15 protein-coding genes are annotated in these 15,161 nt (G+C 70.6%); 11 read left to right on the forward strand and 4 right to left on the reverse strand.

The features are described 5' to 3' along the window. Positions 1–6: 6 nt before the first annotated feature. Positions 7–396, reverse strand: a complete 390-nt coding sequence (locus ACYVIP_RS03295; RefSeq protein ID WP_460391797.1) for a hypothetical protein — start codon at positions 394–396, stop codon at positions 7–9. 70 nt (positions 397–466) lie between these two features. Between ACYVIP_RS03295 and ACYVIP_RS03300 the strand changes: the two genes are divergently transcribed. The 4 genes from ACYVIP_RS03300 to aspS all read left to right on the forward strand — a co-directional run bounded on the left by ACYVIP_RS03300 (position 467) and on the right by aspS (position 3,786). Beyond that, entirely contained in the window at positions 467–769 is a 303-nt protein-coding gene (locus tag ACYVIP_RS03300) for a hypothetical protein (RefSeq protein ID WP_460391799.1), read from the forward strand. 154 nt (positions 770–923) lie between these two features. Next, positions 924–1,247 carry a PadR family transcriptional regulator gene (locus ACYVIP_RS03305; RefSeq protein ID WP_460391801.1) on the forward strand — a complete coding sequence of 108 codons (324 nt, stop codon included), beginning with the start codon at positions 924–926 and terminating at the stop codon, positions 1,245–1,247. Continuing rightward, positions 1,244–1,999: a hypothetical protein gene (locus ACYVIP_RS03310; protein WP_460391803.1), complete on the forward strand. Its 756-nt coding sequence runs from the start codon at positions 1,244–1,246 to the stop codon at positions 1,997–1,999. Before ACYVIP_RS03305 ends, ACYVIP_RS03310 begins: the two co-directional genes overlap by 4 nt. 512 nt (positions 2,000–2,511) lie before the next feature. Further along, on the forward strand, positions 2,512–3,786 hold the full coding sequence (gene aspS, locus ACYVIP_RS03315) for an aspartate--tRNA(Asn) ligase (protein WP_460391951.1): 1,275 nt from the start codon (positions 2,512–2,514) through the stop codon (positions 3,784–3,786). A 1-nt stretch (position 3,787) separates the two neighbouring features. Here aspS and ACYVIP_RS03320 read toward each other — a convergent pair whose 3' ends face one another. Beyond that, positions 3,788–4,732 (reverse strand): hypothetical protein, encoded by a 945-nt coding sequence (locus ACYVIP_RS03320; RefSeq protein WP_460391805.1) that lies wholly within the window; start codon positions 4,730–4,732, stop codon positions 3,788–3,790. Between the two features lie 263 nt (positions 4,733–4,995). On the opposite strand from ACYVIP_RS03320, the gene ACYVIP_RS03325 reads away from it, so the two are divergent. From ACYVIP_RS03325 to ACYVIP_RS03340, 4 genes are all read left to right on the forward strand, one after another. Next, positions 4,996–5,589: a YdcF family protein gene (locus ACYVIP_RS03325; protein WP_460391953.1), complete on the forward strand. Its 594-nt coding sequence runs from the start codon at positions 4,996–4,998 to the stop codon at positions 5,587–5,589. Between the two features lie 9 nt (positions 5,590–5,598). Beyond that, complete coding sequence (locus tag ACYVIP_RS03330; RefSeq protein ID WP_460391807.1) at positions 5,599–6,891, forward strand: deoxyguanosinetriphosphate triphosphohydrolase; 1,293 nt, start codon at positions 5,599–5,601, stop codon at positions 6,889–6,891. Between the two features lie 46 nt (positions 6,892–6,937). Next, complete coding sequence (locus tag ACYVIP_RS03335; protein WP_460391809.1) at positions 6,938–8,044, forward strand: serpin family protein; 1,107 nt, start codon at positions 6,938–6,940, stop codon at positions 8,042–8,044. A 70-nt stretch (positions 8,045–8,114) separates the two neighbouring features. Beyond that, complete coding sequence (locus tag ACYVIP_RS03340; protein ID WP_460391811.1) at positions 8,115–8,711, forward strand: carboxymuconolactone decarboxylase family protein; 597 nt, start codon at positions 8,115–8,117, stop codon at positions 8,709–8,711. Here ACYVIP_RS03340 and sigJ read toward each other — a convergent pair. Then, a complete protein-coding gene (gene sigJ, locus ACYVIP_RS03345; RefSeq protein ID WP_460391813.1) occupies positions 8,692–9,618 on the reverse strand; it encodes an RNA polymerase sigma factor SigJ in 927 nt (308 codons plus the stop codon). The genes ACYVIP_RS03340 and sigJ overlap by 20 nt on opposite strands. 58 nt (positions 9,619–9,676) lie before the next feature. Here sigJ and dnaG point away from each other — a divergent pair, with 58 nt between their 5' ends. The 3 genes from dnaG to ACYVIP_RS03360 are packed head-to-tail and all read left to right on the forward strand — an operon-like array spanning position 9,677 to position 12,903. Next, positions 9,677–11,584 carry a DNA primase gene (gene dnaG, locus ACYVIP_RS03350; RefSeq protein WP_460391815.1) on the forward strand — a complete coding sequence of 636 codons (1,908 nt, stop codon included), beginning with the start codon at positions 9,677–9,679 and terminating at the stop codon, positions 11,582–11,584. Further along, positions 11,581–12,105, forward strand: coding sequence for a hypothetical protein (locus ACYVIP_RS03355; protein WP_460391817.1), 525 nt, complete (start codon positions 11,581–11,583; stop codon positions 12,103–12,105). Before dnaG ends, ACYVIP_RS03355 begins: the two co-directional genes overlap by 4 nt. Positions 12,106–12,138: 33 nt before the next feature. Beyond that, the gene (locus ACYVIP_RS03360) at positions 12,139–12,903 is read left to right on the forward strand and encodes a trans-aconitate 2-methyltransferase (RefSeq protein ID WP_460391819.1); all 765 of its coding nucleotides are present in this window, start codon (positions 12,139–12,141) and stop codon (positions 12,901–12,903) included. Positions 12,904–12,947: 44 nt separating this feature from the next. Here the strand turns inward: ACYVIP_RS03360 and ACYVIP_RS03365 are convergent, their stop codons facing one another. Beyond that, positions 12,948–15,104: an MMPL family transporter gene (locus ACYVIP_RS03365; protein WP_460391821.1), complete on the reverse strand. Its 2,157-nt coding sequence runs from the start codon at positions 15,102–15,104 to the stop codon at positions 12,948–12,950. Positions 15,105–15,161 lie beyond the last annotated feature (57 nt).

Consider the following 15,161-nt stretch of genomic DNA (forward strand, 5'->3'; position numbering starts at 1 on the left):
TGAGGGTCACCTCGGGTCGTCGGTGTGCCAGGGGTAGCGGAACTGGTCGGGGCGTAGGTGCCAGGTTTCGAGGGTGGTGGTCAGCGCCGGCTCACCGGTGGCGGTCGCGGTCCTGATCAGCACCGCGCCGATGTCGTAGTCGAAGCCGTCGAGGCGGTCGGTGTCGTAGTCCCAGTGCCGCAGTGTGTAGGTGCGGGCGTGGTCGGCTCGTTTCCAGCCGTGGGTGTGGGCGTCGGCGTCGGCCGCAGTGGCGAGCGGGGTGATGTCGACGAACGCCCGTCGGCCGGGTCGGGAGGCTGGTACCTCGGCGACCAGTCGTTGGCCCAGTCGTAAGGCGGTCAGTGTGTTGGTCGGCCATTGCCGGGTGCCGCCGGTCGGGTGCGGCGGTGTGCTCATGAGATTTCCAGGTGGCGAGGCGGGGTGCGATCCTGACGCCCACTGATCAACATACCGGGAGAGACCGGGGATGACGGCCGACTACTACCTCGCCGACACCGAGAACGGCGACCACATCGACGACCCGTCTGAAGACGCCCTGTTCATGCTCATCGCCGACCTCGCCCATCCCGGGAACACCTTCCTGACGGTCAACCCCGTCGATGTGGCGGCCGGCTGGCGCGCCTCGGTGTCTCTGCTTGGCGATGGCACCTACGAGGTCGAACGCCGCCGCCCGGACCAGCAGGCGTTCCCACGGATGCTCAGTGCCGACCGTAACCAGATCGCCAAGGACCTCACCATCTGGCTGGCCAGTCATTTCCACAAACACTGATCAGTCACCGACCCGCGAAGATTTTCCGGTCGTCAGGTGCGCTTCCAGGGTCTGTTAAACGAACTCGTGTGGCTCGTTGACAGACCTCGTACCGCACCGCTACTACGCATTGCGTGGTACTGTTCATTGCCGGATACTGATGAGCGGGGAACGCATGGATGTCAGTCAGCTGTTGAAGGGTGTGCTCGACCTCGCCGTTCTCGCGGTGCTGGACAAAGAGGACGGCTATGGCTACGACGTCGTCCGCCGTCTTCGGCTGGCGGGGCTGGACGGTGTCGGCGACGCTTCGGTCTACGGGACGCTGCGCCGCCTCTACAACCAGGGCGCCCTCACCTCGTACGTGGTGCCGAGCGACGAGGGCCCGCATCGCAAGTACTACAGCCTGAACGCCGCCGGCCGCCGCCGGCTCGCCGAGTCCGGAGCCACCTGGCGTGGCTTCGCCGCCACGATGACCGACCTGTTGGGAGCGAACGCGTGAACACGAGCGACAGCAAGATGGACAGCCACGATGCCTACATCGCCGAGCTGAGGCGCGCGCTCGCCGATCTCCCGCGCGCCGAGGTCGACGCGATCGTCGAGGACGTCATACCGCAGCTCGCGGACGCGGCGGTGGCCGAGGAACTCGGCACCCCGGCCGAGCTGGCCGCCGAGCTGCGGGCCGCTGCGGGTTTCCCGACCGGCAGCACTCGACGGACGCTCACCGCGCGGATCGCGTTGGGGGTGCTCGTGCTCGCCACGGGCACCGCGGCATACGGCGGCTTCATCTCCGACCAGCTCCTCGGCAACGACGCCCGATACTCGATGCCGGTCATCGCCCTGGTCCTTGTCGCCTCCTGGTTCGTGGTCGGCCAACTCGGTCGCGACGTCGCGGCCGTCGCGGAGCTGCCCGAGGTCCGGACGGCACGGAAGCTCCTGCTCGGCGCCGCGTCGTCCCGAATGCTCGGCACCCTGCGGCTGGTCGAGCTTGGCTGGCTCCTCGCACGCTTCCCACTGATCCTCATCGGCACGCTGCTGCTCGCCGTCCAGTTCGGCTGGAACTCGGGAATGGCGGGGGTGTTCGCCGTCGCCGTCGCGGTCGTGACCACCGCGGCCGGCTACCGCTCGCTCACCGACCGGCGCTGGCTGTGGCTCAGCGTCCCAGCTGGAGCCTGGGCGATCGGCGTGAGCCTGCGACTGGCCGTCTATCTGTCACTGGTCGTCGAAGGGCATATCGGCTACGTCAACGTCTGAGGCGCGAACCGCCGGGTGTCAGGGACGTTCCGGCGATCGAGGGACGAGCAGCTCTCGGTTGAACGCCGCGGTGGCGGCAGCGGCACCGTCGTCGGCCCCGAACTCGCCGCGGGGCCGGGGCTGAGAGACCTGGATGAGTTTGCGGACGGTGGTCCGACGGACGTGCGGTGGTTGAGGTTGTTGGGTGGTCGTGCTGGGGCGGGTAAATCTGGTGCGGGTGGTGCGGTGGTGGACCTAGTGTGGCGGCAACGCGTGGACGGAGACGAGTAGCGCGGGGAGCACGCGAGTAGGAGAGAGCCGCCGGTTGCTGGGACGGTGGCCTCGCGCCCCGGGTGAAGACCCTCCCGAGTGCGGGGAGGAACGGCTGTTGCCCAATGCCCCGCCGGTTGGCTTCCGTGATGGGCCGGTATGAGGCCGTCGGCTTGGCTGGCGGTGAAAGTGCGGTGGCACCGCGAGTTCCCTTCTCGCCCGCACTCCCAAGGGGTCGCGCACCTAATCCACTGTGGAGTGTGATGATCTCTCGTATTCTGGCTGCCGACCTGCCTGCGCACGTCGGCGGTCGAGTGAAGATCGCTGGTTGGGTACATCGCCGGCGGGAGCTGAAAGCTGTCACGTTCGTCCTGGTCCGGGATCGGTCGGGGGTCGCGCAGGTCGTGGTCGCGCCCTCCTCCGGTTCGGTGCCGTTTGGGGAGGAGACGGTTGTCGAGGTCGTTGGCACCGTGGTCGCCAACGGGCAGGCGCCGGGTGGGTGTGAGCTGACCGAGGCCGAGTTCTCGATGTTGTCCGAGCCGGCGGTGCCGCCGCCGTTCGATCTTTATCGGCCTACGGTGCCGGCCACGTTGCCCACGGTGTTGGACAACGCCGCGGTCGCGTTGCGGCACCCCCGGTTGCGGGAGCGGTTCGCGGTCACCTCGGCCAGTGTGGCCGGGTTTCGGTCCGCTTTGGACGGCTTGGGATTTGTGGAGACGTTCACGCCCAAGATCGTCTCGTCGGCCACCGAGTCGGGGGCCAACGTGTTCGGCATCGACTATTTTGGGCGGCGTGCCTTTCTGGCGCAGTCGCCGCAGTTCTTCAAGCAGGCGTTGGTGGGTGTGTTTGAGCGGGTGTACGAGGTGGGGCCGGTGTTTCGGGCTGAGCCGCATGACACCGGGCGTCATCTCGCGCAGTACACCAGTCTGGACGCGGAACTTGGCTTTGTGGCCGACCATCGGGACGTGATGGAGGTGCTGCGGCTGGCTGTGGCCGGCATGGTTGACGCGGTCGCCGAGTTGGTTCCTGACGCGGTGCCGACCGTGCCTGACGAGATACCGGTCATTCATTTCCAGGACGCGCAGGAACTGCTGGCGCGCGAGACCGATGAGGACCCGAGGGGAGAACCGGACCTCGCTCCCGCGCACGAGCGGGCGTTGTCGGACTGGGCGTTGCGCACGCACGGGTCCGAGTTCCTGTTCGTCACCGGGTACCCGATGGTGAAGCGGCCGTTCTACACCCATCCCGACCCGGCTCGGCCCGGGTTCTCGAACAGTTTCGACCTGTTGTTTCGGGGTATGGAACTGGTGACCGGCGGGCAGCGGCTGCACCGGCATGGCGACTACCTCGCCGCGTTGCGGGAACAGGGCGTCGACCCGGAGATCTATCGGGACTATCTGGATGTCTTCGCACATGGGATGCCTCCACATGGTGGGTTCGCGTTGGGTTTGGAGCGGTGGACGGCGCGGCTGCTCGGGCTGGGCAACATTCGGTGGACGACGTTGTTCCCCCGGGATCTCCATCGCCTGACGCCCTGACTCAGGCCGCCAGCACCGCCTCGTCGACGCCTGTGCGGGCTCGTTCGTAGGCGTCGCGCAGGAGGTCGACCACCCGGGCCGGGTCGTCGCGCAGTTGGGTCGGTGGCGTGTTGATCACGAGGATGCCGGCGGCGGCCAGTCTGTTGGCCGCCGCCAGCGTCGCTCTGAGCTGCTCGGGTGACGGGTCGAACGCGTACGCGGTGAACTCCCAGGCCAACCTCGCGTCCTCCCACCACGCGTCCGGGGTGGCCAGGTGGGCGCCCGTCGGGCCGGAGATGGGGCCGCGCCACTGCGGCGCCGGCAGGCCGGCGTTGGCGACCAGGCGTCGTGCCCAGGCCGTGACCAGGGCACAGGCGCCGTCGTCGATCTCGGCCAGCACCCGGCCGGGGAGGGCAGCGCCTCTGGTCGCGGCCTGGGTCAGCTCCGCGCGCAGCGTCGCGGGGGACACCCGGCCGCGGCGGATGGCCTCGGTCAGCAGGGCGCGGACGTGCTCGGCGGACTTGGCTCGGCGGCAGGTGTCGATGGTGGCTCTGGCCAACGGGGCCACCGGGAAGCCCGATCTGAACTGGGGCACCGGCAGGGTGTGGCTGCGTTCGAAGAAGACGCCGTCGACCAGGCGGGAATGGCGGCGTGGGGGCATCAGGACGTGGACCGGGCCTTCCAGCCGGGCGGCTTTCAGGCCGTGGCTGGTCAGCGCGTCCACGCCGGTCAGGATCGCGTCCTGGCCGGCGATGGTCAGTGCGGCCTGGATGCGTTGGGCGCGGGTGGGTGGGTTGTCGCCCAGCAGCACCAGGCCGGGTTGCAGACGGCGCCAGGGGCCGTCTTCGCAGCGTTGGGCTATCGCGGTTCCGGACAGGCCGAGAGCGACCAGGTCGGTCGCCTGGGCCACCTGGTGGCGGAAGAGTTGGGGGAGGGCGTCGAGGTCGAGGAGGGCGCGGTTGGTCATGGAGCCAGGAAACCGGGTGGGGGTGGGGTGTGCGGGTCGGGAAGATCAAACTGTGGACAGGTGGGTGGGTTGTGGACAAGTGGTTGGTTCGGGGTTGGTGAGGTGGGGGTGTTGTCGGTGGTGGGCGGTAAGATTCGAGGTTTGGTCACTGGCGCGAGCCGTTACCCAACGAGTCTGGAAGGATCGGTCCGGTGACACCCGTTGACGTGAGGCCGAGGCCGGTGCTCCGGTTCACCCGCCGCCTGCTGGTCGGTGTGCTGCTGATGGGTGTGCTGGTCGTCGGGGGCACCGGTTTCCGGGTGTGGCAGGTGGCCAGGGTCGATGACCAGACCAAGGCCGACGTGGTCATCGTGCTCGGCGCCGCGCAGTACGACGGGCGGCCGTCGAAGGTGCTCGAGGCCCGGCTGCGCAAGGCGCGCATCCTGTACGAGCAGGGCATCGCCGAACACATCGTGACCACCGGCGGTCGCCAGCCGGGTGACGAGTACACCGAGGCCGAGGCCGGTGCCATCTGGCTGGCCGACGAGGGAGTCCCCGAGGACGCGGTGATCGGCGTCGGCGAGGGCCGGGACACGCTCGGCAGCCTGCGCGCCGCCGCCGAGCAGGCCAACAGGCGCGGCTGGCACACCGCAGTGATCGTCAGCGACCCGTGGCATTCCCTGCGGGCCCGCACCATGGCCGCCGAACTCGGTCTGGACGCCTGGACCTCGCCGACCCACAGCGGCCCCATCGTGCAGACCAGGGAGGTCCAGATCCGCTACATCCTGCGCGAGACCGCCGCCCTGCTGTACTACCGCGCCACGCGCGCCCCGGCCCACGGCGTCTTCCTCACCGAGGATGTCGCCGCCGACAAGTAGCCTCCGGCCATGACCCCCGGACACGCCGAGATCCCCGGATACGCCGAGCACGACGCGGCGCGCCTGTATCTCGAGCCGGGAAAGAGCGCCCGCCTGCCGGACAGCCCACCCGCCCGCCGGAGTCCCTTCTCCCGCGACCGCGCCCGGGTGCTGCATTCCGCGGCCCTGCGCAGGCTGGCCGGCAAGACACAGGTCGTCGGCCCGGGGGAGCGGACCGAGTTCGGCGGCGTGCCGAGGACCAGGCTGACCCACTCGCTCGAGGTCGCCCAGATCGGCCGCGACATCGGCGAGGAGCTCGGCTGCGACCCCGACGTCGTCGACACCGCCGGCCTCGCGCACGACATCGGCCACCCACCCTTCGGACACAACGGCGAGCGCGCGCTGAACACCGTCGCGCAGGCCTGCGGCGGGTTCGAGGGCAACGCGCAGACGCTACGCATCCTCACCCGGCTCGAGCCCAAGGTGCTCGGCGAGCGGGAGCACGGCCTCAACCTGACCCGCGCCTGCCTCGACGCGGCCACCAAGTACCCGTGGCCCCGCCAGGCCGGCACACCGAAGTTCGGTGTCTACGCCGACGACCTCCCGGTGTTCGAGTGGATCCGCGACGGCGCTCCCCACCAGCGGCGCTGTCTCGAGGCGCAGGTCATGGACTGGGCCGACGACGTCGCCTACTCGGTGCACGACGTGGAGGACGGGGTGCGGTCGGGCCGGATCTCCTTCCCCGCGCTCGCCGACGCGGACGAGCGCACCGTGGTGGCCGAACTCGCCGCGAAGTACTTCAGCGCCGAACCGGTCTCCGGCCTCGAGGACGTCGCGACCGACCTGCTGGCACTGCCCGTGGTCGCCGACCTGGTCGCCATCGGGTACGACGGCTCGCTCGGCGCCCAGGTCGCGCTCAAGAGTCTGACCAGCGAACTGGTCGGCCGGTTCGTCGCGGCCGCGGTCACCGCCACCCGCCGCGAGCACGGCGACGGCGTGCTGACCAGGTACGCCGCCGACCTCGTCGTGCCGGCGCGGGTCGCGGCCGAGGTCGCGCTGCTCAAGGCCGTGGCACTGCGCTACGTGATGAGCGACCCCGGCCGGCGCGCGCTGCAGGCCACCCAGCGGGAATGGCTGATCTCGCTGGTGACCGAGCTCGTCCGGCGGGGGGACGCCGCCCTGGAGCCGGCGTTCGTGCCGGCCTGGCAGGACGCCGCCGACGACGCCGCGCGTCTGCGGGCCGTGGTCGACCAGGTCGCCGCGCTCACCGACGCCCAGGCCGTTCGCTGGCACGAGGTGTTCGTGCTCGGCCGGCCCGTGTGACGTGGCACACTCGGGTTATGACCGATTCCGCGGTGAAGGAGAGTTCGTGACGGATCGCGCACATCTCGCGTTCGCGCTCGCCCTGCACCGCGCCATCGCCCCCGATGCCGGCGAGACCGTGTGCTGGTCGCCGTTCTCGGTGGCCAGCGCGCTCGGCCTGGTCGCGCAGGGCGCACACGGGCCGACTCGCGACGAGCTGGCGACCCTGCTGCTCGGCGACCGCGGCAGCGACCTCGGCGCACTGGGCAAGCTGCTGTCCCAGGCGGGCGAGCTGGAGCCGGGACGCGGCGAGGAGGACGAGCCGACGGTCGCGGTCGCCAACACGCTGTGGACCGACGAGTCGATCGACATCCAGCCGTCCTTCGTCGAGGAGCTCGGCCGCTGGTCCACCGGCACGGTGCGCGCGGCGCCCTTCGCCGCCGCGCCGGCCAGCGCCCGCGACCTGATCAACCTCGACGTCGCGAAGACCACCCGGGACCTGATCCCCGAACTGCTGCCGCCGACCGCGATCACCGCCGAGACGGTGTCCGCGCTGGTCAACGCCCTGTACCTGAAATGCGCCTGGCGTGCCAGGTTCACCGAGGACGCCACCGCGCCGCGCCCGTTCCACGCGCCGTCGGGCACCCGTGAGGTGGCGACCATGACGCTGTCGGAACGGATCGGCTACGCCGCGCGGGACGGCTGGCAGGTGGCGACGTTGCGGGCGGTCGGCGGTGTCGAGGCAGTGGTGCTGCTGCCGGACGGCGACCTCGCCGACGCCGAGGACGCGTTGGCCGCCGGGTCGTTGGCCGCCCTGCTCGACGCCCCCAGGCTGACCCAGGTCGACCTCGCCCTGCCCAAGCTGGCGGTGACCACGAAGACCGAGCTGACCGCCCAGCTCGAGCAGCTCGGCGCGCGCACGGTGTTCACCCCCCGGGCCGACCTGAGCGGGATCTCCACCGCGCCGCTCGCGGTGGAGTCGGTGCTGCACGAGTCGGTGCTGCGGATCGACGAGCAGGGGCTGGAGGGCGCGGCCGCCACGGCGGTGATGATGCGGCTGGTCTCGATGCCGACCCGCAGCGAGCGGATGGTGGTCGACCGGCCGTTCCTGCTGCTGGTGCGGCACGCGGCGACCGGCGTGCTGTACTTCATGACCAGGGTCACCGAGCCGTGAGGGCCGGCATCCCTGTCACGTTCCGGCAATGAGCCTCGTCCTTGTGGGTGACCAACACAAGGAGGGCGACATGCCGAGGATCCCAGGGGTGTCCAGCAAGGAGGCCGGTTTCGTACTGCGCCTGTTCTACCGGTTCGCGACCCGTCGCTACGGCGCGGTGCCCGAGCCGTTCAGCGTCCTGGCCCGCCACCGCAAGCTGATGATGGCCGCCGGCCGCCACGAGTTCGCCGTCGAGCGGGCGAGCAAGGTCCTGCCGGTCAATGTCCGGGAGATCGCGGTGTACCGGGTCGCCCGCCAGATCGGCTGCACGTGGTGCGTCGACTTCGGCACCATGCTGCAGAAGCACGCGGACCTGGACATCGAACGGCTCAAGGAGATCGACGACTACCAGACCTCGTCGGCCTACAACCACCAGGAACGGCTGGCGATCGGCTACGCCGACGCGATGACGGCCACGCCGCCGACGGTGACCGACGAGCAGGTGGCCGAGCTGCGCCAGGAGTTCGGCGACGACGGCGTGCTCGAGCTGACCTACCAGGTCAGCCTGGAGAACATGCGGGCAAGGGGCTACGGCGCGCTCGACATCCGGGACCAGGGCTTCACCTCCGGCGACGCCTGCCTGATCCCGGTGCCGGCCGACGCCGAGGTCACCCGTCCAGGTGCGTGAGCTTGTCCGGGTTGACGATGTCGTAGATGGCGGTGATCTGACCGTCCCGGACGGCGAACGTGGTGATCCGCCGGGCGAGGGCGATGTACTCGCCGTCGGCCGGCACGTCGGGGATCGACAATCCGATGTCCCCGTTGACCAGCACGAGGTCGCCGACCAGGACCCGGTGCGCGCCGTACATGGTGAGCAGCGCCCGCAGGAACCGGCTGATCTTGTCGGCGCCGACCATGCGGCGGCGGGAGGTGCGGGCCTTGCCGTTGCCGTCGCCGACGAGCACGGCGTCCGGGTGCAGTAGCCGGACCACGGCCGGCACGTCGCCACTCATGATCGCGGCGAGTAGCTGTTCGACGATGACGCGCTGTTCGTCGAGGGCCGCCCGGGGCGGCGGGTCGGCCTCGGCGGCGGCGCGGCGACCGCGGGAGGCGTGCTGGCGGGCGGTGGCCTGCGCGCAGCCGAGGATCTCGCCGATCTCGGCGAACGGCACCTCGAACGCGTCGTGCAGCACGAACGCGACCCGCTGCTCGGGGGTGAGCCGGTCGAGCACGACCATGGCCGCCAGGCGCACCTCGTCGGTGCGCACGACCGTCTCCAGGGGATCGTCGTCGCGCGGGGTGCCGAACGGGGTGACGATCGGCTCGGGCAGCCACGGGCCGACATACCGCTCCCGCTGGGCGGTGGCCGAGCGCAGCCGGTCGAGACAGATCCGGCCGACGACCGTGGTCAGCCACGCCCGCAGGTCGCGGATCGCGGCCCGCCGCGGGTCGTCCAGTCCGGACAGGCGAAGCCACGCCTCCTGTACCGCGTCCTCGGCGTCGGACAGTGTGCTGGTCAGCCGGTACCCCACCCCGATGAGGTGCGAGCGGTGTTCGGCGAACTGCTCGGCGAGGACATCGTCCCTGACGGTCACCAGGCCATGGTATGACCTGACCGCCGTGCGTCGGTGGGCCAGCCTAGACTCGGGAACCATGGCGGGGCGGATCCGGGAAAGCGACATCGCGCAGGTGCGCGAACGGAACCGAATCGATGACGTGGTCGGGGAGTACGTGTCCCTGCGCCGTGCCGGCGGCGGCGCGCTCAAGGGGTTGTGCCCGTTCCACGACGAGAAGACCCCGTCGTTCAACGTGCGCTCGACCCACGGCACGTTCCACTGCTTCGGCTGTGGTCAGGGCGGCGACGTCATCGCGTTCCTGATGCAGATCGACCACCTGAGCTTCGTCGAGTCCGTCGAGCGGCTCGCCGAGCGCAGCGGCATCACGCTGACCTACGAGGGCGGCACGCCCAACCGCCAGCGGGACAAGGGCACCCGCACCCGGCTGGTGGATGCCCACCGGGCGGCCGCGGAGTTCTACGCCGAGCAGCTGCGCACGCCAGAAGCGCTCAAGGCCAGGGAGTTCCTCGCCGAGCGTGGGTTCGACGAGGCGGCGGCGGCCACGTTCGGCTGTGGGTACGCGCCGACCGGCTGGGACAAGCTGACCAAGTACCTGCTCGGCCGCGGCTTCGAGCTCGCCGAGCTGTACAAGGCGCAGCTGGCCAAGGAGGGCCGGCAGGGGCCGATCGACCGGTTCCACCGGCGGCTGCTGTGGCCGATCAGGGACCTGGGCGGGGACGTGGTCGGGTTCGGCGCGCGCCGGCTGTTCGACGACGACCAGATCCAGGCGAAGTACCTCAACACCAGCGAGAGCCCGGTCTACAAGAAGTCGCAGGTGCTCTTCGGGCTCGACCTCGCCAAGCGCGAGATCGCCCGCCGCCACCAGGTCGTGGTGGTCGAGGGCTACACCGACGTGATGGCCATGCACGCCTCCGGGGTGCTGACCGCGGTGGCCTCCTGCGGCACGGCGTTCGGCACCGAACACATCACCGTGCTGCGCAGGCTGCTGATCGACGACGACGCCTTCCGCGGCGAGGTGATCTTCACCTTCGACGGGGACGACGCCGGGCGCAAGGCCGCGCTGAAGGCCTTCGACGACGACCAGAAGTTCGCCGCGCAGACGTTCATCGCGATCGCGCCGGACGGGCTCGACCCGTGCGAGCTGCGCCAGGCCAAGGGCGAGGTCGCGGTGCGCGATCTGGTGGCCCGCCGCCAGCCGCTGTTCGCGTTCGCCATCCGCACCGAGCTGGGCGAGCACAACCTGGACAACGCCGAGGGCCGGGTCGACGCGTTGCGGCGCACGGTGCCGATGGTCGCGCGGATCAAGGACGCGGCGCTGCGCGACGAGTACGCCCGCCAGCTCGCCGGTTGGGTCGGCTGGGAGGACACCGCGACGGTGGTGCGCCGGGTCAGGGAGCACTCGGGCGCCGCGCCCCAGCCCGCGCGCCGGGGCCGGGCCCAGCAGGCCGACCCCGATCAGGGCGCGCTGGCCGTCGACGTCGACGGCCCGCCCCGACCGCCGCGCAACGACCCCCGGCTGTGGGTGCAGCGCGAGGCGCTCAAGGCCGCGCTGCAGGCCCCGGAGCTGGCCGGGCCCTACTACGACAGCTCGGTGCCCAAGGAGGCGTTCACCCACCCCGCCTACCGGGAGCTGTACGAGGCGCTGCTGGCCGTCGGTGGCACGTCCTCGGGCCTGTCCGGGCCGGCGCTGGTCGACGCCGCCAGCCAGGAATGTCCACATCAGACAGTGCGCTCGCTGGTCACCGAGCTCGCGGTGGAGGCGTTGCACCGCAAGGCCGAGCCGGACGCGCGGTTTGTCGGCACGCTGATCGCCGCGCTGCAGGAGTCGGTGGTGGCCAACCAGATCGCCGAGCTGAAGTCACGGCTGCAGCGGCTGTCGCCGGTGGAGAACGCCGACGACTACCGCACGCTGTTCGGTGATCTGGTCGCGCTGGAGCAGTATCGCAAGGCACTCGGCGACCAGGCGGCTGGCGGGTTGTCGTGACCACGTTGTGGCGCAAGCTGTTCGGCGGTGGCGTGCCGGCCGAGCTCGAGGGCGTGCTCGAGCGCGAGGAGCACGTGGTGGCGACCGCGGGCCTGCGCGGCTCCGGGTCGCTGTTCGCCTCGACGCTCGGGCTGTGGGTGCCCGACGAGGACGGCCGCCGACGCATTGGCTGGCACCTGATCAGCAAGGCCACCTGGGGCAACGGCGTGCTCGAGGTGATCGAGTCGCGGGAGTCGGCCACGGCGGGCGACGCGGTGCTGCTCGCCGACCTGAGCCCGGTCCGGTACGCGCTGGAGCGGCCGAACAAGCTGCCCGACGTCGTCCACCAACGGGTGAACGGCTCGATCCGCTCCCGGCACCGGCGTGAGCTGCCCGGCGGCGGGGCGTGGTTCGTGCAGCGCAAGGTGCCCGGCCAGGACGGGATCGTGCTGCAGGTCCGGCCGGATCCCGGGGCCGACGAGGAGCAGGTGCGCCGGGTGGCGGCCGAGGTGGCCGCGAAGATCCGGAACGCAGTACAGTAAACAGTACGTTCGTACGGTTTGCTGGGAGGCGGCATGTGGGACCCCGGGAAGTACCTCGACTTCGCCGACCACCGGTCGCGGCCGTTCTTCGACCTGGTGGCCAGGGTGGGCGCGGAGGCCCCGCGCCGGGTGGCCGATCTCGGCTGCGGGCCGGGCAACCTCACCGAGTCGCTGGTCTCGCGCTGGCCGTCGGCGGTGGTCGAGGCGCGGGACTCCTCGCCGGAGATGGTGGCCGCCGCGCGGGCGCGCGGGCTGGCCGCCGAGGTCGGCGACGTGCGCGAGTGGTCGCCGCGACCGGACACCGACGTCGTGGTGTCCAACGCGGTGCTGCAGTGGGTGCCCGGGCACGAGAAGCTGCTGGCGCGGTGGGTCGGCCAGCTGCGCAGCGGTGCGTGGCTGGCGTTCCAGGTGCCGGGCAACTTCGCGGCCCACTCCCATACCGAGGCCCGCGCACTGGTGGCCACCGACACCTGGCGCGACCGGCTGGAGCCGGTGGTGCTGCGCGAGGAGGACGCGGTGCTCGACCCGGACGGGTACGCGGCGCTGCTCGCGGACCTCGGCTGCGCGGTCGACGCCTGGGAGACGACCTACCTGCAGCGGCTCACCGGCGCGGACCCGGTACTGGAGTGGGTCACCGGCACCGCGCTGCGCCCGATCCGCGCGGCACTGGACGCCGAGTCGTGGCAGGAGTTCCGCGCCCAGCTGGCACCCCGGCTGCGCGCGCGGTACCCCACCCGCGCGGACGGCACGACCTGGTTTCCGTTCCGCCGGGTCTTCGCGGTCGCCAGAGTCCCGTGAGCGGCGCCGTCATCCCCCAGGGATGACGGCGCCGTTGTCCAGGCCTACGAGGCGACCTCGGCGGTGTCCCGCTCCCTGACCGGTTCGGTCGTCGGCCGGTCGCCGTGTCCTGGCCACCAGGCCTTGTGCCCCAACAGCGCGGTCACGCTCGGCACCAGGAACATCGACATCACGAACGCCGCGATCATGATGCCGATCGACACCGCGAAACCCATCTCCACGAGGAAGGAGATGCCGCCGAGCATCATCGAGGCGAACGTGCCGGCCAGGATGACCCCGGCCGCGCCGACCGACGGGCCGCCGTGCTCGACCGCGAGATCCGCCGCGGTGCGCGGATCGTTGCCGAGCTTGGCCTCCTCCCGTAGTCGGGCGATCATCAGGATGTTGTAGTCGGTGCCGATCGCCACCACGAACAGGTACACCAGCATCGGCAGCATGAACGACACTCCCGGCCGGTCGCCGATGCCCTGGAAGGCGATCACCGTCGCGCCCATGGTGCTGAAGAAGCCGAGCACCACGGCCACCATCAGGTAGATCGGCGCGATGATGCTGCGCAGCAGCAACCCGAGCACGATCGCGATGAACAGCCCGGCCACCGGGAAGATCACCCACAGGTCCCGGTTGTTGGCGTCCCTGATGTCGGCGAACGCCGAGCTCAGCCCGCCGACGTAGGCCGTGGTGCCCGCCGGCGCGGAGTCCTTGGCGATGGTGCGCAGCTCACCGCCGACCAGGTCCAGCGAGGAGTTGGCGTACGGGCTGTCCTCCAGCAACAGGTCGATCTTGGCGACCGTGCCGTCCTCGTTGACCGTCGCGACCCCGGTCGGCCCCGGCATCACCCCGCCGACCCCGTCCACGTCCTGCAGCGTGGCGGCGTAGTCCTGGAGCGCGGCCGGATCGAGCGCGTCGCCGTCGGCGCGCACGTAGACCGAGGTCGGGCTGAGCGCGCCGGCCGGGAAGCCGCTTTCCATGTACTCCAGGCCACGCGCGGACTCGGTGCCGCTCGGCAGCTGGGCGTTCTGGTCGTAGTCGGTGTTGAAGTTGAGCATGCCCAGCGCCAGTGCGGCCATCACGCCGCCGGAGGCGAGCGCCACCACCGCGGGCCGCCGGCCGGTGAACTTGCCCAGCCGCTGGAACGTGGTGCCCTTCGGCGTGCGCTGCCAGGACTTGGACGGCCAGAACACCTTGGGGCCAAGCAGGGAGACGACCGCCGGGATGAGCGTCACCGACGCCAGCGCCATCAGCGCCACCGCGATCGACAGCCCGGGACCGAAGCTGGTGAAGGCGCCGAACACGGCCAGCAGCAACGCCATGAACGCGATGATGATGGCGGCCGCCGCGGAGGCGATCACCTCGCCGACCCTGGCCACCGCGGCCACCAGCGCGACCTTCGGGTCATCGCCCGCCCGCAGCCGCTCGCGGTAGCGGAACAGCAGGAACACGATGTAGTCCGTGCCGACGCCGTAGAGCACGATCGTCATGATGATCTGCACCGTCTGGTCGACCTGGAAGCCGAACGCCTTGGCCGACCAGGCGATCAGCCCCGGCGCGATCGCGCTCACCAGACCCACCGTCACGATCGGCAGCAGGGCCGCGATCGGACTGCGGTAGATCAACAGCAGCAGGCCGATGATCAGCACGATGGTGGCCGCGCCGACGATCACGAACGCGGTGTCGAACGCGTCGGCGTTGTCGGCGAACATCGCGACGTCGCCGGTGACCGCGTACTCCAGCCCGCTGTCCCCGAGGGTCGACCCGGTGGTGTCGCGGATGCTCTCGATCGCCTCCACCAGCTTCGGGTCGTCGCCGAACCCGTCGAGCCCGGCGCTGACCAGCTGGACCTTGCCGTTGGGCGATACCGCCTGATCGCCGGTCAGCACCTGGGTGACCCGCTCGATCTGCTGGCCCTGCAGGTCCTGCGCGAGGCCGCCGATCGCGGACTTGTCCTGGTCGGAGAGCTCGGCGCCGTCGGTGCGCCGGATGACGATCGTCGCGCTGGCGTCGTTCTGCTCGCCGAACGCGTCGGTCGCGAGCTCGGCCGCCTGCACCGACTCGTAGTCGTCCGGCAGGAAGTTCGCCTGGTCGCGGTTCACCACGTCGCTGAGCGTCGGCGCGAAACTGACCACCGCGATGGTGATCAGCACCCAGGCCGCGATCACCTTCCACGGATTGTGGACGACGAACCGACCAAGTCTTTCGAACATCTGACCTCCCCATGAGATGTCGTGAAGCCAGGCTACCTGCCGCACGGTAGGTAAAAT

This window comes from Actinophytocola sediminis (genome assembly GCF_054779715.1).